Below are 22,349 nucleotides of genomic sequence, written 5' to 3' on the forward strand. Positions count from 1 at the left end.
TCGCTCGGCCGCGCATCGGGCGTCCGCGCGGATCGGGAGGGGCCGACGAAGCGGTGCGTCACCCGCGACTCTACCCGCTCTCCTCCGGCTCCGATACCTCGTATTCCGGGAACACTCGCGGGCGGGAGGCGCGGTCGCCGCCGGGCTCGGAGGCGCGCTCAGCGCGAGGGGCGCTCCCGAGCATTCGGGAGCGCCCCTCGCCCGGGACACGGCGCCGACGGCTCTACTCGAGCTCGCTCGTGCCCGCCGCCGCGAGCCGCCGTCGCACCTCGTCGACCGGGATCTCGTGCCCGACGCGACCCTCGGGCCCGCGTCGGGTGGTCGCCCGCAGCACCGAGTTGATGAGCGCCTCCTCGACCGCGAGCATCGTGGCGTGGAAGAGCGGTGAGAGATCCTCATCGCGGGGCGCCGCGCCGCGCTCGGCGGTGGAGAACGAGATCGCGTAGTCGCCGCTGCCCTGGTCGAAGTCGGCCCCGACGCCGCGCATCGCGTAGACGGCCCGGCGGGCGACGCGGGCGAGCTGCCGCGAATCGAGCGGCGCGTCGGTCGCGACGACGATCATGCACGAGTTGCCGATGGTCTCGGCCGACGGCTCGGGCAGCATCTCGGCCGCCGGCATCGGCACGCCGGCGATCCGCAGCAGGCCCGTGAAGTTGCTCTGCACGATCGCGCCGACCGTGTACTCGGCGTCGGCCACGGGGGCGAGCCGCGACGACGTGCCGATGCCGCCCTTGAAGCCGAGCGCGGTGGTGCCGGTGCCCGCGCCGACGCAGCCTTCGGCGACGGGGCCGCCGGCGGCCGAGGCGAGCGCCTCGGCGACCTGCTCGGGCCCCACCGGGCGATCCCGGATCGCCGAGAGCGCGCCGTCGTTCGTCTCGCCGACGACCGGGTTGATCGTGGTCGTCTGCTCGTGGCCCGGTTGCGCGAGCAGCTGCGCCACGAGCGCGTCGGCCACCCGGAACGCCGAGAGCGTGCTCGTCAGCAGAACGGGGGTCTCGATCGCGCCGAGCTCCTGCAGCTGCGTGGCGCCCACGATCTTGCCGTAGCCGTTGCCCACGGCGAGCGCCGCGGGCAACGAGCGCCGCTCGGGTGTGAGCTGGTCGGGCACGATCGCGGTGACACCCGTGTTGTAGTGCCCGTCGGAGATCGTCGCGTGGCCCACGCGCACGCCGGGCACGTCGGTGATGGCGTTGATCGCCCCGCGGGCGTACTTGCCGGCGCCGATCCCGAGCTCGTCGAGCCGGGGTCTCTCCTGCGCGGTCATGCGCTCCATCGTTCGGTCTCCTCGTCCTGTTCCCTGCCCGAGTGGCTCAGGGCCCACCGCACCACGGCCTGCGCGAGCACCTCGGTCGAGTCGACGACCGGCACCGCGAGCCCCACCGCCCCCGCGAGCGCGACCGGTATCTCGGTGCATCCCGCGATCACGACGCCGGCCCCGCGCTCGGCCAGGTCGGCCACCGCCGAGCACAGCGTCTGCGCCGCCGCCGCGCTCTCGGGGTCGCCCTTCACCTGCCGGATCGCCTCCATGACCCGCTCCTGCTGCTCGCCCGAGGGCGCGAGCAGGGGTTCGCCGCGCTGGGCGAAGGCCTGCTCGTAGAGTCTGGCCCGAATGGTGCCGTGGGTGGCGAGCAGGCCCGCCCGCCCGCCCGGGGCGAGCATCTCGAGCACCCGGTCCCGCGTCTCGAGCACCATGTCGAGCACGGGCACCTGGACGGCGGCGCGGATCTCGGGCAGGAAGGCGTGCGCGGTGTTGCAGGGCACGGCGATCACGGCGGCGCCCGAGCGCTCGAGCATGCGCGCGCCCGCCGCGAGCTGCGGGCCCGGGTGGGGGCCACTCCCGATGAGCGCCCCCGTGCGGTCCGGGATCGACGGGTCCGACCAGATGAGCGTGCGCGGGTGGTCCTGATCCCGCTGGGCCGGTGTGGCCTGCACGATCTTCGCGTAGAAGTCGGCCGTCGCGGCCGGCCCCATGCCGCCCAGCACCCCGATCACCGCGCGCTGGTCGGCGCGCAGCTCGCTCATCGGACCAGATCCAGGAAGCCCCGGATCCGCTGCGAGTCGCTGCCGGAGAGCACGCTCTCGGGGGTGCCGTGCTCGAGCACCCTGCCCTCGTCGAAGAAGCTGAGCGTGTCGCCCACCTCCCGGGCGAAGCCGATCTCGTGCGTGACCACGATCATCGTCATGCCGCCGTCGGCGAGCTGTCGCATGGTCTCGAGCACCTCGTCGACGAGCTCGGGGTCGAGCGCGCTCGTCGGCTCGTCGAAGAGGATGAGCTCGGGGTCCATCGCCAGCGCGCGGGCGATGGCGACGCGCTGCTGCTGTCCGCCCGAGAGCTGGTGCGGCTTCTTGTGCATGTGATCCGCGAGCCCCACGCCGGTGAGCTCCTGCTCGGCGCGCGCGTGGGCGTCGGCCCTCGACATCCGCTTCACGTGGATCAGGCTCGCGGCCACGTTCTCGATCGCGTCGAAGTGGCCGTACAGGTTGAAGCGCTGGAACACCATGCCGATCCCGGACCGGAACTTCGCCAGCTGCGGGTCGGACCACTCGTGGTACTTGCCGCCGCGCAGCTCGTAGCCGACTTGCTCGCCCCGCACCACGAGGCTGCCGGAGTCGATCGTCTCCAGCGCGTTGATCGTGCGCAGGAAGGTCGATTTACCGGATCCCGAGGGTCCGATGATGCAGCTGACCTCGCCGGGCCGCACCTCGAAGTCGACGCCCCGCAGCACCTCGTTCTCGCCGAACGACTTGCGCACTCCGCGCGCATCCACCAACAGCTCGCTCATCGCGCCGCCTCCTTCTCCGCCTTCTTGCCCCTGGGCAGGGTGATCGCTCCCGTGGCCGCGCGGATCAGCTGCTGGCTGAACCCCGGCCCGCGCACGAGCCGCACCCGATCCTCGCCGAAGCGCTTCTCGAGCAGCGACTGCAGGTAGGTGGCGATCGCTGTCATGAGCATGTACCAGAGGCTCGCCACGATGAGCAGCTCGATGATGAGGTTGTTCTGCTTGTAGATGCGGCTCGCGTTGGTCATGAGGTCGTTGCCCGCGACGACCACGATCAGCGAGGTGGTCTTGAGCATCGAGATGAACTCGTTGCCCGTCGGCGGGATGATGATGCGCAGCGCCTGCGGCAGCACGATGAGCCGCATGGTCTGGCGCTGCGTCATGCCGCCCGCGAGCGCGGCCTCGCGCTGGCCGCGGTCGACGGCCTGGATGCCGGCGCGCACCGTCTCGGCGAAGTATGCCGCGAGGTTGAGACCGAGGCCGAGCAGCGCCGCCACCGACCCGCTGATGAGCTGGTTCGTGTCCCAGCGCATGCCGATCTGGGTGAACGGCACCTGCAGGGTGATGTAGGGCAGCAGGAACGCCAGGTTGAACCAGAAGATGAGCTGCACGAGCACCGGGGTGCCGCGGAAGAACCAGATGTAGCCCTCCGCGATCCACCGCAGCACCGGGTTCTTCGACAGCTTCATCACCGCGAGCACCACACCGAGCACGAGGCCGAGGATCGTGGCCGCGATGCTCACCCAGATGGTGACAACCACGCCCTCGAGGATCCTCGGGGAGAAGAGGTACTCCCACACGCGGTTCCACCGGATGTTCTCGTTGAACACGACGATGGACATGGCCCAGAGCACGGCGGCGACCGCGACGGCCCCCACCACCCATCGGCTCACGTGCAGCCTGGGGGCGATCTCGACGGCCGCGCCGCCCGGCCCCAGGAAGGGTTCTTTTCGAGTGCCGCTCATCGCGGTGCTCCTCTCGGTTGCTACGTTCTCGTGTGCGGTGTCCGCGTCGGGGCTCAGGCGCCGCCGTTGATGGTGGCCTCTTCGACGGCCATGCCCTCGACGCTCCAGGCCTCGAGGATCTCGAGGTAGGTGCCGTTGTCGATGAGCTCCTGCAGCGCCGCCTGGATGGCCTTCGCGAGCTCCTCGTTGGAGTTGTCGACGCCGAGGCCCCACAGGCTCTCGCCGCCCTCGATCTCGATGGCATCCATCTTGTTCTCGGGGTCGGCCGCGCGAGCCGCGGCGACCGGGTAGTCACCGATGGTGGCGACGGCGCGGCCGCTCTGCACGGCGAGATTGGCCTCGGAATCGCCGCCGAAGGCGAGGATCTCGTAGGGCGCCTTGCCGTCGGCCTCGCACTCGGCCGAGAACTCCTCGGCGAGCAGCGCCGACGAGCCGGAGTCGACCACGGCGATGATCTTGCCGCAGAGATCGGAGGGCGTCTCGATCGACTCGGGGTTGCCGGTGGAGACGAGGAACGCATTGCCCGCGCTCACGTAGTTGATGAAGGTGGTGGTCTCGCGGCGCTCGGCGTTGTCGGTCATCGAGCTGGCGAGCACGTCGTAGCGCTTCGAGATGAGGCCCGGGATCATCGAGTTGAACTCCTGATCCTCGATCGTCATGGAGACGCCGAGGGTGCGCGAGATCGCGTGGCCGATGGCGGGGTCGACGCCGATGATGCCCTCGCCGTCGCTCGCCCACTCCTCCATGGGCGGGTAGCCGACCGAGGTGACCCAGCGCAGGCCCTTACCCTTGAACTCGTCGGGCAGCAGCGCGGCGGCCTCCGCGGAGGGCTCGATGCCCTCGATCACATCTTTGGCCTCTCCTCGTCGGGTACTGCCATGAACTCGACCTCGCCCGCGGCGTCGCCGCTGCCGGTGTCGCTGAGGGACTGCCCGCCGCAGGCGGTCAGCCCGAGCAGGGCGAAGCTCGCGACGATCGCTCCCGAGAGCTGCAGTGCTCGCGTGCTGTTCTTCATCTGGTTCTCCATTCGTGGGTTGGGGTGCGCACTTCCCCGTGCGCGGCGTGGATCCTGGTGCGGTGCAGCCGTTCAGTCGGCCCGGTAGACGACCCGGCCGCCGACGACGGTGGTGCGCACGGTGAGATCCGGGATCTCGTGGGGTTCGACCGCGAAGATGTCGCGGTCGAGCACGACGAAGTCGGCGAGGAGGCCCGGGGCGAGCCGACCGACACGATCGGCGAGGCCGGCGGCGCGGGCGCCGCCCTCGGTGAAGGCGCGCAGCGCGTCGAGCAGCGCGATCCGCTGTTCGGGCTCGCGCCCGCCGGGCGGCATGCCCTCGCGGTTCTGGCGGGTCACCGCGGCGTGCACCCCGTAGAGCGGGTTCGCCGGTTCGACCGGGGCGTCCGAGCCGAAGGCGACGAGCGCGCCCGAGTCGAGCAGCGATCGCCACGGGTAGTGCGCGATGTCGCGGTCTCCGAGCAGTTCGACGCTCAGCGGGAAGTCGCTCGTGCAGTGGATCGGCTGCTGGGAGGCGACGACGCCGAGCTCGGCGAAGCGGGGCACGTCCTGCCAGCGCAGGTGCTGGGCGTGCTCGACGCGATTGGTGAGGCCGGCGGCGGCCGTGAGTTCGCGGTGGCGCTCGTAGGCGTCGAGCACGAGGGTGTTGGCCCGGTCGCCGATCGCGTGGGTGGCGACGGCGATGCCGTGGCTCACGGCCCGCTCGACGAGTTCGCAGAGCTCGTCGAAGGGGATGACTTCGATGCCGTGGTTGCCGGGCTCTCCCGCGAAGTCCTCGTGCAGATGCGCGGTGTGGGATCCGAGCGCGCCGTCCGAGAAGAGTTTGACTGGACCGTCGGTGAGCCAGTCGTCGCCGCGGCCGGTGCGCCGGCCCTCGGCGATCGCGAGGTCGAGGTCGCCCATCGCGACCCCGACGTGCACGCGGATCGCGAGGCACCCGTCGGCCCGTAGTCGTTCGAGCCCGGCGCGCACGTCTTCGCCCTCGAAGTTGGTGATCTGGGTGATGCCGCAGGCGAGGAGCGTCTGCTGGGCCCGCGCGAGGAGGCGGTGCAGCTCGCCGACGAGCGCGGCCTCGGAGCGGTCGCGGATGTCGTCGCCCGCGGCCTCGAGCAGCAGGCCGGTCGGCTCCTGCGAGCCGGGTTCGCGCTCGATGCGGCCGCCGACCGGGTCGGGGGTGCCGGCGTCGATGCCGGCGACGCGCAGGCCGGCCGTGTTCGCCCAGACCGCGTGGCCGTCGACGCTCGGCAGGGACACGGGGCGGGAACCGAAGAGCGCGTCGAGCGCCTGGCGGGTCGGCATCTCGCCGGCGGGCCAGAGATTGCGGTCCCAGCGGCCGCCGAGCACCCATCCGTCGCCCGGGTGGGCGTCGGCCCAGGCTCGCAGCCGGTCGAGGGTCTCGCCGAGCGAGGCCGCGCCGCGGAGGTCGGGCGCCTCGAGCTCTCGGGCGAGGTTGCCGATGTGGAAGTGGGCGTCGTGGAAGCCCGGCAGCACGACGCCCCCGTCGAGTTCGACGGTCTCGGTGCCGGCGGGCGCGATTCCGCGCAGTTCGCCCTCGGAGCCGAGAGCGACGATGCGACCGTCCTCCACGAGCATCGCCTCGTGCACCGCGGTCTCGGACTCGAGCGAGCGGATCGCCCCGTGCAGGAACAGCGTGGAAACCATCAGTATCACTTACCCTCTCGCATCATCCTCGAAGCCCGTTCTAGCTCAGGCTAGGGCACGCAGGCCCGCGCCTTCCACTCCACCGCTGCGCGAATCGGCTACGCTGAGCATCAGCAGATCTTACGCTTTTTCCGCTTCTCGATGCCGGGAGTCGCCATGCTCAACCCCGTCCACCTGCGCACGCTGCTCGAGGTCGTGCGCCTCGGATCCTTCGCCGGCGCCGCGAACCGCCTCGGCTACACGCCCTCGGCGGTCTCCCAGCAGATGGCGGCGCTCGAGCACGATTCCGGGGTGCGGCTGTTCGAGCGCACCGCGCGCAGCGCCCGCCCCACGCAGGCCGCCGAGATCATGGCGCAGCACGCCGTCAACGTGCTCGCCGAGCTCGACGCCCTGCTGGAGGCCGCGGCCGGCGCCGGGCTCGACACGCGGGAGGAGCTGCGCCTGAGCATCTACGCGAGCCTCGCGCACCGGGTCTTCCCCGATCTGCTGACCGAGCAGCTCGTCGACGAGCCGCTGCTCGGGGTGCGCCTCACGATCCGCGATCCCTCCCCAGCCATCCAGGCGCTCCGCAACGGCGAGGAGGTCGACGTGTCGCTCGTCTACCAGGTCGGCGACAGCGGGCTGTCGTGGCCGGACTCGGTGCACCCCGAGTACCTCGGCGAGGATCGCTACCGCGTCGTGGTGCCCGAGAGCTGGGATCCGCACCGGCACGGCCCGGTGAGCGCGTCGCAGCTCGTCGGCCGCCCGTGGGTGCTGCACCATCCCGGATCGAGCGACATCGCCGAGATCGAGGGCGCGTTCTCGGCCCGCGAGCTGCGGCCGAGGGTCGTCGCCCGCTGCGACGACTTCTCGGTGTCGCTGAAGCTCATCGGCAGCGGCTACGCGGCGTCGTTCATGCCGGAGGTGGCGCTCGGCGAACTGCCAGCCGGCGTGCGCGTGCTCGACGTGCCCGAGATCGCGCTCTCGCGACGGGTGTGGGCGCTCGTCTCCCGGCGCGCCCCCCAGCAGCCCGTGCAGCGTCTACTGCGCCGGATGCGCGAGGCGATCACCCGAGACGGGGCGCCACTGGAGTGAGACCGGCCCTCTCGAGTGAGAGGCCGAGGTCGAGCGCCTCGCGCTCGGAGCGGGCCATGATCTGCAGGTCGCCGACCGCGAGGGCCGCGAGGTCGAGGGCCGAGGCGGGCACGGCGTAGAGGCCGAGCAGATCCCGGTAGTCCTCCTCGCGCTCGCCGACGCGCGGCAGGGGGATGCCGAGCACCGGGCTCACGACGGCGACCGCCCCGAGCCGGCCCCACTCGCCGAGCAGCCGCTCGCGCAGCGCGGCGAGCCGCTCGCGGCTCGCGCGATAGCGCTCGAGCGGGATCCCCTGCGTGCCGGCGAGCTTCGCGGCCACGTTCGGATCGTAGTCGCCCGCCAGACGCGGGTAGGTGGCCTGGTGCGCACGGGCGATCTCGGCGCGGAAGGCGGGCCAGAACGCCGCCTCGATCTCGTCGAGCGGCAACTCCACCCGCACCGTCTGCACGCCGAGCCCCTCGAGGATGCGCAGCGCGGCGGGGTCGGGATCGCCGCAGACGCCCACGCGGAGCGGCGCCCCGCTCCCGCCGCCCGCAGGGTCGTCCTGTCGACCGCCTGCCGCGCCCGCCCGCGCGAGCGGCCCGCCCGGGCTGCTCGCCCGCTCGGAGAGCGCGCGCCAGGCCTCGGCCACGAGGGAGACGCTCGCGGCCATCGGCCCGACGGTGTCGAACGACGGGCACAGCGGCTGCACCCCTGCGAGGTCGAGCGACCCGTTGCGGGGCCGGAGGCCGACGACGCCCGTGCAGGCCGCGGGGATGCGGATCGAGCCCGCCGTGTCGGTGCCGAGGGCGAGCTCGGCGATGCCCGCCGCGACCGCCGCCGCGCTGCCGCCCGAGGATCCGCCCGGGATCCGATCCGGGAACCGCGGGTTCGGCACCCGGCCGTGCCAGGGGTTGTCGCTGCTCACCCCGTACGCGAACTCGTGCAGGTTCACCTTTGCGACAGGCCGCGCGCCCGCGCTCGCGAGCGCGGCGACCGTCGGGGCGGTCGCGAGCGCGGGTTCGTGGCCGCAGATGCGGGATCCGCCCGTCGTCGGGGCGCCCGCGACGTCGATGTTGTCCTTCACCGCGAGGCGCAGGCCCCGCAGCGCGCCGTCCCCCGTCTCGGTCCCCGACAGCTCGGTGATCACGATGCCCGCAGGCGCAGCCGTTCCGTTCACGCGCACCACAGTAGCGGGTGCCCGATCGGAAACGGGAGTCGCAGGGGCCTGCGACGGTGCCGCCCTAGTCCGCGACGAGCGCGTTGAGCGCCCTGATGAGCAGGTGCAGGCTGCCGATCGCGCGCGGCTCGGGCACCAGGGTGACGCGCGGCAGCTCCGTCCGATCCCGATCGGCGAGCTCCTCCGGGGAGGCGTCCGCGAGCTCGATGCGGCCCTTCGCCAGCATGTGCGCGAAGCGCGCGTTCAGCTCGTCGAGCTGCGCCTCGTCGGGCGCCCGCCGCAGTCGCAGCACGAGGCGGTCGTACTGCACGGCCGGGGCGGTCTGCCCGCTCAGCACGGTCCGCCCGGCCTGCCCGGGCGGATCCGCCGCCGGGGCGGGTCTGGCCGGCGACGCGGGGGCCCCGCCCGCCTCCGAAGGATCCGGCTCGATCTCGACCCGCACCCGCGGCTCGCACGTATCGGCTCCGGCGCGATCCGGCACCCACCGCAGCGAGTCGTAGTTGCTCCAGAAGCCCGCGATCTCAGCCACGGCGGCCTCGACCGAGTCGGTGATGAGCACACGATCGAGATCGCCGGGCGACACCATGCCGTAGTCGGCGAGCTGCTCGCGCACGAACGCCTCGAAGCCCCGCCAGAACGTGCCCCCGGCCGGTCGAGCAGCACGATCGGCGTCGGCACGGCTTTGCCGGTCTGCTGCAGCGTCAGCAGCTCGAACGTCTCGTCGAGCGTGCCGAACCCGCCTGGCAGGCACACGAAACCGCTCGACTCCTTGACCAGCATCAGCTTTCGGGTGAAGAAGTACTTCATCGCGACGTGGTTGCCGTCCTGACTGATCATGTCGTTCGGCTTCTCCTCGAAGGGCAGCCTGATCGAGACGCCGAGCGACCGGTCAGGCCCCGCGCCGCGAGCCGCGGCCTCCATGATCCCCGGCCCCGCCCCCGTGACGAGCATCCAGCCGAGCGCGGCGAGCCCCTGCGCGACGGCCTCGGCCTGCTCCCACAGCGGGTCGCCGGCGAGGATGCGAGCCGATCCGAAGATCGTGACCTTGGGCGTGCCCTCGTGCGCCGCGAAGATGCGGAAGGCGCTGCGCATCTCGGTCAGCGCCGCCGACGAGAGCTTCAGATTCGCGCGGCTCGTGCCGTCGCGGCCGAGGCCGAGGCTCGTGTCGACGAGCTGCGTGACGAGCTTGCGCTGCCCCCGCACCCCCGCCTCGTCGAGCAGCTCGGCGATCCGCCCCCGCAGCTCTTCGCGATCCTCTGCTCCTCGTTCACCGCTCATGCCTCGAGTCCACGAGGCGGGCGAACACACGACCGGGGTTGCGCCATCGTCGGAGAGGCGCGGTGGGTCGCGGGCTCAGGCGGTGACGACCTCGGGCGCGCCCGTGCCCGCCGTATGGCCCATCTCGTCGGCGATGCGGTTCGCCTCCTCGATGAGCGTGGCCACGATCTCGCTCTCGGGCACGGTCTTGATGACCTCGCCCTTCACGAAGATCTGCCCCTTGCCGTTGCCGCTCGCCACGCCCAGATCGGCCTCGCGGGCCTCGCCCGGGCCGTTCACGACGCAGCCCATCACGGCGACGCGCAGCGGCACGCTCATGCCCTCGAGACCCTTCGTGACCTGCTCGGCGAGGGTGTAGACGTCGACCTGAGCGCGGCCGCACGACGGGCAGGAGACGATCTCGAGCTTGCGCTCGCGCAGGTTGAGCGACTGCAGGATCTGCAGGCCCACCTTGACCTCCTCGACGGGGGGCGCCGAGAGCGAGACGCGGATCGTGTCGCCGATGCCCTCCGACAGCAGGATGCCGAACGCGGTCGCGCTCTTGATCGTGCCCTGGAACGCCGGTCCGGCCTCGGTGACGCCCAGGTGCAGCGGCCAGTCGCCCCGCTCGGCGAGCTGGCGGTAGGCCTTCACCATGACGATCGGATCGTTGTGCTTGACCGAGATCTTGAAGTCGTGGAAGTCGTGCTCCTCGAAGAGCGAGGCCTCCCAGACCGCGCTCTCGACGAGCGCCTCGGGTGTCGCCTTGCCGTACTTCTGCAGCAGACGGGGGTCGAGCGATCCGGCGTTCACGCCGATGCGGATCGAGACGCCAGCGGCCTTCGCCCGCTTCGCGATCTCGCCGACCTGATCGTCGAACTTGCGGATGTTGCCCGGGTTCACGCGCACCGCCGCGCAGCCGGCGTCGATCGCCGCGTAGACGTAGTTCGGCTGGAAGTGGATGTCGGCGATGACCGGGATCTGGCTCTTCATCGCGATGATCGGCAGCGCCTCGGCGTCGTCGCGCGACGGGCACGCGACACGCACGATGTCGCAGCCCGACGCCGTGAGCTCGGCGATCTGCTGCAGGGTCGCGTTGATGTCGGTGGTGGGCGTCGTGGTCATCGACTGCACCGAGACGGGGGCGTTGCCGCCCACCATCACCGAACCGACCTTGATCTGCCGGGTCTTGCGCCTGGGGGCGAGGATCTCGGGGACCTTCGGCATTCCTAGATTCACTGCTGCCACGGAGTCGAGTGTACCGCCGCCCGCTGTGCGCCGCCCGATGGCCCCCGGCGGATCGAACCGGCGCCCGCGGCGGCGCAGCGACCGAGCCCGAGCACGAGCCCGACCTCAGCCGAGCAGGCTCACCGGCTTCACGATGTCGGCGTACATGAGCAGCAGCGACATCGCACCCACCGCCACCACCACCACGAACGTGACCGGCACCATGCGCGCCGTGTCGACCGGCCCGGGATCGGGTTTGCGGCGGACGCGCGCGATGCCGCGCTTCGCCCCCTCGTAGAGGGCTCCCGCGACGTGGCCGCCGTCGAGCGGCATGAGCGGCACGAGGTTGAAGACGAACAGCGCCACGTTGAGCGAGCCGAGCAGGCCGATCACGCTCTGGGCGCGGGCCGCGACGGGCGCCTCGTCGAGGCTCACGATCTCGCCGGCGAGCCGCCCGACGCCCACGACGCTCATGGGGCCGTTGGGGTCGCGCTCCTCGGCGCCGAAGGCCGCGTTCCACGTGTCGACCATGCGCTGCGGCAGTCGCACGATCACACCGGCGACCTGCCGCACGTTCTCGCCCACGAACGCCGGCACCGCGGTGACCGGCTGGGGCACCGTCTCGGAGGCCGAGACCGCGCCGATCATGCCGACGGTCTCGGTGACGGGTTCGCCCGCGTCGTTCGTGACGGGTCGACCGGCATCGTCGAGCACGGCTCGGGCGTTCGGCTCGGGGGTCATCGTGAGCGTCTGCTCGGCCCCGTCGCGCTCGACGAGCACGCGCAGCGACTGCCCGGGCGAGCCCGCGACGATGCCGCGGAACTGCTCCCAGCTCTCGATCTCCTCGCCGTTCACGGCCACGATCCGGTCCCCGGGCAACATGCCCGCCGCCGCGGCGGGGGCGGCGGGATCGCCCTCGCCGCAGGTGGTCGCCGTGCTGCCCGCGGGCAGCAGGCACTCGCTGACGCTGCCGAGCGTGGTGGTGCTCTGCGGCACCCCGAAGCCGACGAGCACGATGCCGAAGAAGACGAAGGCGAGCACGAGGTTCATGAACGGGCCGCCGAGCATGATCACGATCTTCTTCCAGACCGGCAGCCGGTAGAAGGTGCGGTGCTCATCGCCCGCCTCGATCGTCTCGGCGCTCGCGATCCGGGCCTCCTCGACCATGCCCGCGATGCCGCCGCGGCCCTCGGCGGCGCCGGTGCCCTCGGGTTCGGCGCCGCTCTCGGCGTCGGCCTGGGCCTCGGCGGATCGCGAACCGCTCGCGGCGGTGGTGCCTGCGGAGCCGGGTCCGCCCGACTCGGTCGCAGCGGGGTCGGGATCGCCGATCCGCTCCACCTCGGCGATCACGTCGCCCGCCCGCGAGCGGTGGGCCGACGCGGGCCGCTCCTCGACGACCGTGTTGAGGAAGCCCGTGGTCGACTCCCGCGGCGCCTCCCCCGGCCTCTGGGGCGGGTACATGCCGATCATCGCGACGTAGCCGCCGAGCGGGATCACTTTGACGCCGTACTCGGTCTCGCCCTTCTTACGCGACCACAGCGTCTTGCCGAAGCCGACCATGTACTGCGTCACCTTCACGCCGAACAGCTTGGCGGGCAGCAGATGGCCGATCTCGTGCAGGCCGATCGAGACCGCGAGCCCGATGACCACGATCAGGATCCCGAGCACGTAGAGCAGCACCTCAATCACCCGCTCAGGCTACTGCTCGGCGCTGTGGACTCTCGGAGAGCCCGGCGCAGCGGATCAGCGCGAACCGCGGGCGGCGATCGTCTTCTGCGCGCGCTCGCGCGCCCACCGCTCGGCCTCGGCGAGCGATTCGAGTGTCAGGATGTCGGGCGCCGTGTGGGCCTCGAGCACGTCGCGCACCGTGTCGACGATGTCGAGGAAGCCGATGCGGCCGGCGTGGAAGGCTTCGACGGCCTCCTCGTTGGCGGCGTTGTAGACCGCTGGGAAGGTGCGCCGGGCGCGCCCCACCTCCTTCGCGAGGTCGACAGCGGGGAACGCTTCGGAGTCGAGCGGCTCGAACTCCCACGAGGTCGCGGCGGTCCAGTCGAGCGGCGGCACGGCGTGGGCGACGCGGTTCGGCCAGCTGAGGCCGAGCGCGATCGGCAGGCGCATGTCGGGCGGCGACGCCTGCGCGATGGTCGATCCGTCGATGAACTCGACCATGGAGTGCACGATCGACTGCGGGTGCACCACCACGTCGATGTCGCCGTAGGAGACCCCGAAGAGCAGATGCGCCTCGATCACCTCGAGGCCCTTGTTGACGAGCGTGGCCGAGTTGGTGGTGACCACGCGCCCCATGTTCCAGGTGGGGTGCGCGAGCGCCTGCTCGGGGGTGACGTCGCGCAGGCGCTCGCGGCTGCGGCCGCGAAACGGGCCGCCCGAGGCGGTGAGCACGAGCCGCCGCACCTCATCGCTGCTGCCGGAGCGCAGCGCCTGCGCGATCGCCGAGTGCTCGGAGTCGACCGGCACGATCTGTCCCGGCTTCGCGAGGCCCGTGACGAGGTCGCCGCCCACGATCAGCGACTCCTTGTTGGCGAGAGCGAGCGTGCGGCCCGCCTCGAGCGCCGCGATCGTCGGCCCGAGGCCGATGGAGCCGGTGATGCCGTTGAGCACCACATCGGCCGGCACGTCGCGGATCAGCTTCGCGGCATCGGCGGCGCCGAGCGCGGTGTGCTCGACGTTGAACTCCTCGGCCTGCTCGCGCACCCGTTCGGCCTGGCTGCCGGCCACGAGCCCGACGACCTGGAACTTGGAGGGGTTCTTGCGGACGACGTCGAGCGCCTGTTCGCCGATGGAACCGGTGGACCCGAGAATGACGATGCGCCTCATGGCACCCATTCTGTCAGCACGCCGTTGCCCGAGCCCATCGAGACGATCATGGACGCGAGCGGGGAGGCGACGCCGAAGCCCGGCCCCTGAGTGCGTCACAGGGGCCGGCTGCGGCGTTGCGGCTACTCGCTGTCGGCGTCGGCGTGCACCGTGCCGAGGATGTCGAGCACGAAGATCATCGTGTCGTCGGGCTGGTGACCCATCTGCTCGAGGCTCGCGGCGCCGTAGCCGCCGTCTTCTGCGGGCACCACCGAGATGATCTGCGATCCGACCTTCTGGCCGACGAGGGCGCGCGCGAAGCCGCCGATGACGCCGCCGGGGCCCTCCTTCGCGAGGAAATCGATCGGCTCGCCGCGGCTCCAGCTCGAGTCGAACTCCTCGCCCGTGCGCCAGATCACGCCGCGGTAGTTGACGTAGACGCGGTCGCCCTCCTGCACCTCTTCGCCGTCGCCCTCGATGAGGGTCGCGATCGACAGCTCGGACGGGGGCTCCGCACCCTCGGGCACGGTGATGGTGGGCGCGCCGTCGTCGGCGAGCACCACGCTCGGGAAGCCGGCGGGAGCCTGCTGCTCCTTGCCCTCGGCCTTCTTCAGCAGCTGATCGGGCTCGAGCGTGCCGGGCTCGCCGGCGGTCGCGTCCTCGCCCTCGGTGATCTCGCCGAACTCCATGACGACGACGATCGAGTCCTTCTCGGTGAGACCCTCGATGCCGCTCTCCTCGGCCTTCAGCTCGCCGAAGACGTCGGCGTAGGGCGCGACGAGAGCGACCTGCTCGCCTGGCGTCGCGCAGCGGATGCCCTCGTAAGCCCAAGGCATGAGCTGCTCCTCGACGAACGGCACCGCGCTCTCGGGGAACTGCTGCAGGCTGGCGCCGTCGGAGCCGTTGAACATCGACATCGCGACCGCGATGGTCTGCCCGCTCTTGACGACGTCCCCCTCGCCGTTCTCGAGCACCGAGCGCTCCATCTCGTCGGCCGAGACGGGCGTCTTCGAGGTGATCTCGAGGTCGGAGCCGACCCCGCCCTTCACCGCGATGGACTTGCTGGCCTCGCCGGCGGGCACGCAGGCCTCGCCCGACGCGTCCTTCCCGGTTCCGCCGCCCCCCCCCGTGCAGCCGGTCATGAGCAGTGCCCCGGCGACGGCCGCGGGCAGGAGAACGGAGGAGATTTTCACTGGTATCTGACTTCCTTACACGTGAACTTGCGACGGGGCCGAGCGGCCGCGGATCGTCCCCGAGTATTCCGCACCCGGCTGCCCGTCTCCTGGGAGAGGCGGCTCAGCGCCTCGACTTCGCCGGCAGCACCGCTCGGGCGGCGCTCACCGCGACCACCACGAGCAGCACCAGGGTGGCGAGGTCGCAGACGATGTACACGTAGTGCCACGGCGACTGCCCCGGATCCGCCCCCTGCAGCACGAGGTCGGTGCGCGCGTTGAGCGGCGGTCGCACCACGGTGAGCTTGAAGACGAAGACGAGCAGCAGCGCCATCCAGCTCCAGAGCCGGGCGCCGGCGATGCGGGTGGCCGCGGGCCAGAAGCACAGCAGCGTGTACACGAGCAGGATGGCCGCCTCCACGAGGTTGAGCACGGCGAAGACGAGGCGGCCGATGCCGAGACCGAGCGGGATCGTGATGCCGGGGGCCTGGAACTTCAGCGGAGCCTCGATGAACGAGATGGCCGCGACCATGCCGAACCACAGCACGGGCAGCACGAGCCGCCACAGCTCGGTCGAGATCCTGCGGCGCTCGGCCGCCTCCGTGCCCGCGTCGGGGCTCATGCCGATGCTCCTTCCGCTCGGGCCTCGAGCGCCGCGGCGTAGAGCTCGCGCGCCGAGAGGCCGGTGGCCTCGGCGACCGCTCGGGTCGCATCCTTGAGTCGTTCGCCCTCGACGACGCGCTGCTGCACCTCTGCGAGCGCGGCCTCGGCCGACACCGCGACCTCGGGGGCGCCCCCGACCACGACCACGATCTCGCCCCGCACACCCTCGGCGGCCCAGTCGGCGAGCTCGGCGAGCGAGCCTCGGCGCACCTCCTCGTGCAGCTTGGTGAGCTCGCGGCAGACCGCGGCCGGCCGACCGGGGCCGAAGGCCGCCGCGAGGTCGGCGAGCGAGGCCGCGAGACGGGTCGGCGCCTCGAAGAACACGAGCGTGCGGCGCTCGGCCGCGAGCGCCGAGAGCGCCCGGGATCGCTCTCCCGCCTTGCGCGGCAGGAAGCCCTCGAACGCGAAGCGGTCGGTCGGCAGCCCCGCGACGGCGAGCGCGGTGATGACGGCGCTCGGGCCGGGGATCGCGCTCACCTCGACGCCGTGCTCGGCCGCGAGCTGCACCACCCGGAACCCGGGGTCGGAGACCGTCGGCATGCCGGCGTCGCTCACCAGTACCACGTCCTCGCGGGCGGCCCGTTCGACGAGCGACGCCGCCTTCTCGTGCTCGTTGTGGTCGTGCAGCGCGAGCAGTTCGGGGCGGTTCTCGATGTCGAGCAGGCGCAGCAGCTGGGCGGTGTGCCGCGTGTCCTCCGCGGCGATCACCGTCGCAGCCTCGAGGGTCTCGCGGAGGCGCGGCGAGGCGTCCCCCAGATTGCCGATGGGGGTGGCCGCGAGCAGGATCATGCCTCCATGGTATGCCCGTCGCGCATTCCTCGCCCCTCGCGCCCGTCGCGGATCCCGCGCCCTCGTGAGGAGGAGACTCAGCGGGCACTGCCAGAATGTCGACCATGAGCGAAACGCCTCCTCAGGATCCCCAGCGCCCCCTCCCGCCGGCCAACCCGTTTACCGCGCCGCAGGCGGTCGAGGCCGACCGGGCGCCGAAGAAGGCGATGATCTGGATCGCCGCCGCCCTTGTGGCCCTGCTCTTCACCGGACTCATGGTCTGGTACACCACGGTGCAGCTGCGCGGCGGCGCGGCGGGCTCCGGCGGGCCGATCGCCGGACCCGTCGAGGAGCAGACCGACGACGACGGGGCAGAGAACGGATCGGGGTCGTCGGTCGAGTGGCCCGAGAACCTCGCGACCGGCGGGATCGTGTTCGTCGAGCAGGGCGGCGAGGTCGGCGTGCTGCCCTCCGACGCCCCCGTCGGCGACGCGGTGCCCGCGCCGGTCGACGCGGCCGGCATCGGTGCGCAGCACCACATCCGCGTCTACCTCGACTACCGCTGCCCCTTCTGCGCGTTCTTCGAGGAGGCCAGCGCCGACACCCTCGAGCAGGCGGTGCTGAACGGCGACACGGCCGTCGAGATCCACCCGCTCACCTTCCTCGACCGCGCCTCGGCCGACGGCTACTACTCCTCCCGCACGGCGGGCGCGATCGAGTGCCTCGCCGACACGCAGCCCGAGGCGGCATGGGCGGGGCACCAGGCCCTGCTCGATCAGAGCTTCCAGCCCGGCGAGGGCACGGCCGGGCACGACAACACCGCGATCCTCTCCGAGCTCGACCGCGCGACCGGCGGGCTGAACGACGCGGCCCGCTCGTGCATCGAGCAGGAGCGCTTCGTGCCCTTCGCCCAGGCGCTCAACGATTGGGTGTTCAGCACGCCGGTGCCCGGGGCTCAGGATCCCGCGCTCGAGGTGACCGGCACCCCGCTCGTCGTGGTCGACGGGGTGCCCTACTCGGGCGACCCGCGAGACGGCGCCGCCTTCCGCGCGTTCCTCGAGCAGCAGGGCGTCGAGCTCGGCTGATCCCGAACCCATCGGGCCGCGAGTGCAGGCGGAGAGGCGCCCCGACCGGGGTGCGCCCCTTCGAGGTGCACCCGGCCGAGGGGCACCCCGACCGCGGAATGCGCCCCGACCGCGCTGCTAGACTCGGTCGGCTATGCATGAGACCGACCGGCACGGCGCCCAGCAGCCCTCCTCCACCCTGACCTCGCGCACCGGGATGCTCTACTACCCGGTGGCGCTCGTGGCGCGGCTGCCGTTCGCGATGATGGTGATCGGCGTGCTCACCCTCGTCGTCTCGGCCCGCGGCTCCGTCGAGCTCGGCGGCCTGAACTCGGCGATGGTCGGGCTCGGCATCGCCTGCGTCGGACCGCTCATCGGAGCGGCCGCCGACCGCTTCGGGCAGCGCCCCACGCTGCTGCTCGCGGGAGCCGCCAACAGCGTGCTGCTCGGGGCGCTCGCCTGGGTGGCGTTCAGCCCGGCGCCCACCTGGGTGCTGTTCCTCACCTCGTTCGCGGTCGGCGCCACCGCACCCCAGATCTCCCCGATGTCGCGCTCGCGGCTCGTCACGATCATCTCGAACGAGCTGCCGAGGCAGCGTCGGCCCCGCCTGCTCTCGACGGTGCTCGCCTACGAGTCGGCCGCCGACGAGGTCATCTTCGTGTTCGGCCCCGTCGCGGTGGGCGCGCTCGCGACCACGCTCGGCGCGTGGGCCCCGATCGCGGGCGCCGCGATCCTCACCCTCTGCTTCGTCACCGCGTTCGCGATGCACCGCACCAGCGCGCCGGCGAAGACCGCGGAGGAGCGCGCCGCGACCCTCGCCCCCGCCTCGGAGCTGTGGCGGCCCGCCCTGCTCGTCACCGTCTTCGGTATCTTCACCGTCGGCCTGTTCTTCGGTTCGATGCTCACCGCACTCACCTCGTTCATGCAGGACCGCGGCGATGCCGAGAGCGCCGGCCTCGTCTACGGCGTGATGGGCATCGGATCCGCGATCTTCGCGATCGGGGTGGCGCTGCTGCCCGCGCGCTTCACGCTGCGGTCCCGGTGGCTGGTGTTCGCGCTCATGATCCTCGCCGGCACGGCCCTGCTGCAGACCGCGGACGACCTGCCGCGCATGCTGCTGAGCCTCGCGATGATGGGAATCGGGATCGGCCCGCTGCTCGTCACGCTCTACAGCTTCGGCGCACGGCGCAGCCCCGAGGGGCGCTCGGCGACCGTGATGACGATGCTCGGTTCGGGTCTGATGGTGGGCCAGTCTCTCGCGGCGGCCATCACGGGTGTGGTCTCCACCGACCTGGGCACGCGCGCGGCGCTCGTGCTGCCGCTCGTCTCGGCCGCCCTCGCGGTACTCGCCGGTGCGGCCAACTGGGCGCTCACACCGGCGGGGCGCGAGCCGGGCATCACCACGGGCCCGATCGACCTCGACTGAGCCGGTCGCGCGGAAGGTGCGGGCGGCGAGTCGGCTCGAGCGCCATCGGCCTCGGCGCGCTTCAGCTCTCGGCAGATCCGGGCTCCCGGCCGATGCGCGGCTTCGGCAGGTGCCAGCCGCGGGCGACCGAGGTGAGCCGCAGCACGATCGCCGCAGCACCGCCGACGAGCGACGCGAGGCCGTCGCTGCCGCCGAGGGCCATGATCGCGACGGCGAGCCCGGCGCCCACGAGCGCCGATACGGCGTAGAGCTCGCGCGTGAGCACGCCCGGCACCGTGTTGACGAGCACGTCGCGGATCACACCTCCGCCGATCGCGGTGATCGTGCCCACCAGAATCGCGGTGAGCGGGGTCTGCCCGGCGGCGAGCGCCGTCGCGGCCCCGTTCGCCGAGAAGAGCCCCAGGCCGAAGGCGTCGAACACCACCTCGAAGTGGCGGATGCGCGTGATCCCGGGATGGACGAAGAAGACCGCGAGCGACCCCACGAGGGCGACCGCGAGGTTCGGCCAGTGCGTGAACGAGACGGGCGGGTGCACACCGAGCAGCATGTCGCGCACGATGCCGCCTCCGACACCGGTGAACGATCCCACGACCACCACGCCGAGGATGTCGAGGCGGCGGCGCACGCCGACGAGCGCTCCGGAGATCGCGAAGGCGAGGATGCCCGACAGCTGCAGGATCTCGTAGACGACGGTGCTCACCACGGGGCGATTCTATCCGGCGTCTCGCCCTGACGCGGTTTCGCGGATCCGCACCGCTCCGGGCCGCGCCGGAATACGCGCGCGGGCGCGAGCGTTGTACCGGGCGGTTCCCCGGGCACCAGCTCGGGTGGAAGAATGGAGACCATGTCTGCCCTCACCCCCGCGGAGGTCGCCGAGCTGCGCGCGGCCTTCCCGTACTTCGCGCTGCAGGCCGAGGCCCCGCAGCCGCCCGCCTATCTCGACGCCGCTGCAACCTCGCAACGGCCGTCGAGCGTGCTCGACGCCGAACGGCGGTTCCTCGAAACCGCCAACGCCGCCGTGCACCGAGGCACGAGCGGGGCCGTGGGGGCCGCCACCGAGGCCTTCGAGGGGGCGCGGGAGGCGGTCGCCGGCTTCGTCGGCGCGGCCGCTCCCGAGCAGATCGTGTGGGCCGAGAACGCCACCGACGCGCTGAACATCGTGGCGCTCGGCATCGGCGAGGCGAGCGCGAACCCGGCACTTGGCGTGCCCGGCAGCGAGCGCTTCGCGCTGGGCCCGGGCGACGAGATCCTGGTCACCGAGGCCGAGCACCACGCCAACCTCATCCCGTGGCAGCGGCTCGCGGCCCGCACCGGCGCCGCCTTCCGCTACATCCCCGTGCGCGAGGACGGCACCTGGACGATCGACGACGCTCGCGAAGCCCTGAACGAGCGCACGCGGGTGTTCGCCTTCGCCCACATCTCCAACGTCACGGGCTACGTGGCCCCCGTCGCCGAGCTCGCGGAGCTCGCTCGCGGCGTCGGTGCGCTCACCGTGCTCGACGCGTGCCAGTCGGTGCCGCACATCCCCGTCGACCTCGACGCGCTCGGCGTCGACTTCGCGGCGTTCTCGGGCCACAAGATGCTCGGCCCCAACGGCATCGGCGTGCTCTACGGCCGCCCCGAGCTGCTCGCCGCGCTGCCGCCGTCGCGCACGGGCGGCTCGGCGATCACCCGCGTGACCATGGAGTCGGCCGAGTTCATGCCGCCGCCCATGCGTTTCGAGCCGGGCACGCAGCCCGTGTCCCAGGCCGTCGGCCTCGGCGCCGCGGTCGAGTTCCTCTCGGCCGTCGGCGTGGAGCGTGCCGCAGCGCGCGAGCACGAACTCGTGGAGCGCCTCGTCGCCGGCGTCGAGGCCACGCCCGGCGTGCGCCTGCTCGGCCCCTCCGATCCCGCGCAGCGCGTGGCGCTCGCCGCGGTCTCGGTCGACGGCCTGCACGCTCACGACGTCGGCCAGTTCCTCGACGAGCAGGGGGTGCTCGTGCGGGTGGGCCACCACTGCGCGCAGCCGCTGCACCGCGCCTTCGGCATCGCATCGTCGACCCGCGCGAGCGTGCACCTGACCACCACCGAGGACGAGATCGATCGTTTCCTCGACGCGCTCCGCGGCGCTCAGCGGTACTTCGGAGTGGAGGCGGCGGCGTGAGCGCGCTCGACGGACTGTACCAGGAGCTCATCCTCGATCATTCGAAGCGCCCGGTGGGCAAGGGCGCGCTCGACGCCCCGGAGGGCGCGCTCACCGCGTCGCACCACGAGTTCAATCCGAGCTGCGGCGACGAGATCGACCTCTCCATCGCGGTCGATCCCGAGAGCGGGCGCATCGAGAGCCTCGCCTGGAACGGCCAGGGCTGCTCGATCTCGATGGCGTCGGCCTCGATCCTTTCGCAGCTGGTGCGCGATGAGCATCTCACGCTCGAGGGTGCGCAGCAGCGCATCGCGGCGTTCCGAGAGATGATCCAGGCGCGCGGCGAGGGCGAGCCCGACGAGGAGCTGCTCGGCGACGCGGTCGCGCTGCAGGGCGTCGCGAAGTTCGTGATGCGGGTCAAGTGCGCCATGCTGGGGTGGGTCGCGCTCGAGGCCGATCTGCGCCAGGTCGAGGGGCAGCGGGCATGAGCACCGGCATCACGGTCGACAGCACGGTCTCGGAGATCGTCGCGGTGCTCGAGGCGCTCGAGGATCCGAAGGCCCGCGTCGTCAACGAGCGGCACGGCGACGATCACGGCGTCAACCTCACGCGGCTGCGCGAAGTCGCGAAGCCGCTGAAGAAGAACCAGGATCTGGCACTCGAGCTGTGGGCCACCGGGTACACGCCCGCCCGGCTCGTGGCCACGCTCATCGGCAGGCCGCGCGCGTTCACGCAGGCCCAGCTCGACTCCATGCTGCGAGAGGCATACATCCCCAAGGTGCACGGCTGGCTCGTCAACTACATCGTGAAGAAGAGCCCCCACGCCGAGGCGCTGCGCCTCGTCTGGCTCATCGACGACGACCCCGTGGTGGCGAGCGCCGGCTGGGAACTGACCGCGGAGCGTGTCATGAAGCAGCCCGAGGGCGTCGACGTCGAGATGCTGCTCGACGTGATCGAACTGGGCATGCGCGATGCGCCGCCGCGCCTGCAGTGGTCGATGAACTGGTGCCTCACGCAGATCGGCGTCTGCCACGAGCAGTACCGCGCACGGGCGATCGACATCGCCGAGCGCCTCGAAGTGCTCAAGGACTACCCCACGCCGCCCGGCTGCACGTCGCCGTACGCGCCGCTCGCGATCGCCGAGCTCGTGTCGCGCCGCGGGGTCTGACCGCGACGGCGCC

General features: G+C 72.0%; 22 protein-coding genes and 1 pseudogene. 6 read left to right on the plus strand and 17 right to left on the minus strand.

Translation table 11 applies throughout. The annotated features are described in order from the left end of the window. Positions 1-223: 223 nt before the first annotated feature. From Leucomu_RS10920 to Leucomu_RS10945, 7 genes are all read right to left on the minus strand, one after another. Complete coding sequence (locus tag Leucomu_RS10920) at positions 224-1,264, minus strand: P1 family peptidase (protein ID WP_128387244.1); 1,041 nt, start codon at positions 1,262-1,264, stop codon at positions 224-226. After that, entirely contained in the window at positions 1,261-2,022 is a 762-nt protein-coding gene (cuyB, locus tag Leucomu_RS10925) for a cysteate racemase (RefSeq protein WP_128387245.1), read from the minus strand. Before cuyB ends, Leucomu_RS10920 begins: the two co-directional genes overlap by 4 nt. Then, positions 2,019-2,783 carry an amino acid ABC transporter ATP-binding protein gene (locus tag Leucomu_RS10930; protein ID WP_128387246.1) on the minus strand — a complete coding sequence of 255 codons (765 nt, stop codon included), beginning with the start codon at positions 2,781-2,783 and terminating at the stop codon, positions 2,019-2,021. The genes cuyB and Leucomu_RS10930 overlap by 4 nt, the downstream gene beginning before the upstream one ends. Further along, positions 2,780-3,745 carry an amino acid ABC transporter permease gene (locus tag Leucomu_RS10935; protein WP_128387247.1) on the minus strand — a complete coding sequence of 322 codons (966 nt, stop codon included), beginning with the start codon at positions 3,743-3,745 and terminating at the stop codon, positions 2,780-2,782. Before Leucomu_RS10935 ends, Leucomu_RS10930 begins: the two co-directional genes overlap by 4 nt. Positions 3,746-3,798: 53 nt before the next feature. Next, complete coding sequence (locus Leucomu_RS10940; protein ID WP_228407077.1) at positions 3,799-4,593, minus strand: ABC transporter substrate-binding protein; 795 nt, start codon at positions 4,591-4,593, stop codon at positions 3,799-3,801. Beyond that, entirely contained in the window at positions 4,590-4,760 is a 171-nt protein-coding gene (locus Leucomu_RS15535; RefSeq protein WP_228407078.1) for a hypothetical protein, read from the minus strand. The genes Leucomu_RS10940 and Leucomu_RS15535 overlap by 4 nt, the downstream gene beginning before the upstream one ends. A gap of 72 nt (positions 4,761-4,832) precedes the next feature. After that, positions 4,833-6,422 carry an amidohydrolase gene (locus tag Leucomu_RS10945; protein ID WP_128387248.1) on the minus strand — a complete coding sequence of 530 codons (1,590 nt, stop codon included), beginning with the start codon at positions 6,420-6,422 and terminating at the stop codon, positions 4,833-4,835. A 156-nt stretch (positions 6,423-6,578) separates the two neighbouring features. Here Leucomu_RS10945 and Leucomu_RS10950 point away from each other — a divergent pair, with 156 nt between their 5' ends. Continuing rightward, positions 6,579-7,496: a LysR family transcriptional regulator gene (locus Leucomu_RS10950; protein ID WP_164884543.1), complete on the plus strand. Its 918-nt coding sequence runs from the start codon at positions 6,579-6,581 to the stop codon at positions 7,494-7,496. Here Leucomu_RS10950 and Leucomu_RS15540 read toward each other — a convergent pair. The 9 genes and pseudogenes from Leucomu_RS15540 to rsmI form a co-directional block, all read right to left on the minus strand. Beyond that, positions 7,468-8,655, minus strand: coding sequence for an amidase (locus tag Leucomu_RS15540; protein ID WP_128387250.1), 1,188 nt, complete (start codon positions 8,653-8,655; stop codon positions 7,468-7,470). The two genes, Leucomu_RS10950 and Leucomu_RS15540, sit on opposite strands and share 29 nt — an antisense overlap. Before the next feature lie 64 nt (positions 8,656-8,719). Further along, complete coding sequence (locus Leucomu_RS15545) at positions 8,720-8,992, minus strand: hypothetical protein (RefSeq protein ID WP_228407396.1); 273 nt, start codon at positions 8,990-8,992, stop codon at positions 8,720-8,722. A 132-nt stretch (positions 8,993-9,124) separates the two neighbouring features. Next, a pseudogene (locus tag Leucomu_RS10960) lies at positions 9,125-9,933 on the minus strand (LOG family protein); the annotation flags it as partial. Between the two features lie 75 nt (positions 9,934-10,008). Further along, entirely contained in the window at positions 10,009-11,139 is a 1,131-nt protein-coding gene (gene ispG / locus Leucomu_RS10965; protein ID WP_128387846.1) for a flavodoxin-dependent (E)-4-hydroxy-3-methylbut-2-enyl-diphosphate synthase, read from the minus strand. A gap of 126 nt (positions 11,140-11,265) precedes the next feature. Next, on the minus strand, positions 11,266-12,828 hold the full coding sequence (locus tag Leucomu_RS10970; RefSeq protein ID WP_128387251.1) for a M50 family metallopeptidase: 1,563 nt from the start codon (positions 12,826-12,828) through the stop codon (positions 11,266-11,268). A gap of 54 nt (positions 12,829-12,882) precedes the next feature. After that, positions 12,883-13,974: a 1-deoxy-D-xylulose-5-phosphate reductoisomerase gene (gene dxr, locus Leucomu_RS10975; protein ID WP_017883079.1), complete on the minus strand. Its 1,092-nt coding sequence runs from the start codon at positions 13,972-13,974 to the stop codon at positions 12,883-12,885. Positions 13,975-14,096: 122 nt separating this feature from the next. Further along, positions 14,097-15,146, minus strand: a complete 1,050-nt coding sequence (locus Leucomu_RS10980; RefSeq protein WP_128387252.1) for an FKBP-type peptidyl-prolyl cis-trans isomerase — start codon at positions 15,144-15,146, stop codon at positions 14,097-14,099. A 103-nt stretch (positions 15,147-15,249) separates the two neighbouring features. Further along, the gene (locus Leucomu_RS10985) at positions 15,250-15,747 is read right to left on the minus strand and encodes a hypothetical protein (RefSeq protein WP_128387253.1); all 498 of its coding nucleotides are present in this window, start codon (positions 15,745-15,747) and stop codon (positions 15,250-15,252) included. Beyond that, a complete protein-coding gene (gene rsmI, locus Leucomu_RS10990; protein ID WP_128387254.1) occupies positions 15,744-16,577 on the minus strand; it encodes a 16S rRNA (cytidine(1402)-2'-O)-methyltransferase in 834 nt (277 codons plus the stop codon). The genes Leucomu_RS10985 and rsmI overlap by 4 nt, the downstream gene beginning before the upstream one ends. A 104-nt stretch (positions 16,578-16,681) precedes the next feature. Between rsmI and Leucomu_RS10995 the strand changes: the two genes are divergently transcribed. Beyond that, positions 16,682-17,641 carry a DsbA family protein gene (locus Leucomu_RS10995; RefSeq protein ID WP_164884544.1) on the plus strand — a complete coding sequence of 320 codons (960 nt, stop codon included), beginning with the start codon at positions 16,682-16,684 and terminating at the stop codon, positions 17,639-17,641. Between the two features lie 133 nt (positions 17,642-17,774). Then, positions 17,775-19,046: an MFS transporter gene (locus Leucomu_RS11000; RefSeq protein ID WP_128387256.1), complete on the plus strand. Its 1,272-nt coding sequence runs from the start codon at positions 17,775-17,777 to the stop codon at positions 19,044-19,046. Between the two features lie 61 nt (positions 19,047-19,107). Here the strand turns inward: Leucomu_RS11000 and Leucomu_RS11005 are convergent, their stop codons facing one another. Then, a complete protein-coding gene (locus Leucomu_RS11005; protein WP_128387257.1) occupies positions 19,108-19,749 on the minus strand; it encodes a trimeric intracellular cation channel family protein in 642 nt (213 codons plus the stop codon). Positions 19,750-19,881: 132 nt separating this feature from the next. Between Leucomu_RS11005 and Leucomu_RS11010 the strand changes: the two genes are divergently transcribed. Genes Leucomu_RS11010 through Leucomu_RS11020 form a run of 3 tightly spaced genes read left to right on the plus strand, consistent with a single transcriptional unit; the run spans position 19,882 to position 22,336 of the window. Next, complete coding sequence (locus Leucomu_RS11010; RefSeq protein ID WP_194294550.1) at positions 19,882-21,189, plus strand: aminotransferase class V-fold PLP-dependent enzyme; 1,308 nt, start codon at positions 19,882-19,884, stop codon at positions 21,187-21,189. Beyond that, positions 21,186-21,656, plus strand: a complete 471-nt coding sequence (gene sufU / locus Leucomu_RS11015) for a Fe-S cluster assembly sulfur transfer protein SufU (protein ID WP_128387259.1) — start codon at positions 21,186-21,188, stop codon at positions 21,654-21,656. Before Leucomu_RS11010 ends, sufU begins: the two co-directional genes overlap by 4 nt. Beyond that, a complete protein-coding gene (locus tag Leucomu_RS11020) occupies positions 21,653-22,336 on the plus strand; it encodes a DNA alkylation repair protein (RefSeq protein WP_128387260.1) in 684 nt (227 codons plus the stop codon). Before sufU ends, Leucomu_RS11020 begins: the two co-directional genes overlap by 4 nt. Positions 22,337-22,349 lie beyond the last annotated feature (13 nt).

Source organism: Leucobacter muris, assembly GCF_004028235.1.
In the GTDB taxonomy this organism is placed as follows: domain Bacteria; phylum Actinomycetota; class Actinomycetes; order Actinomycetales; family Microbacteriaceae; genus Leucobacter; species Leucobacter muris.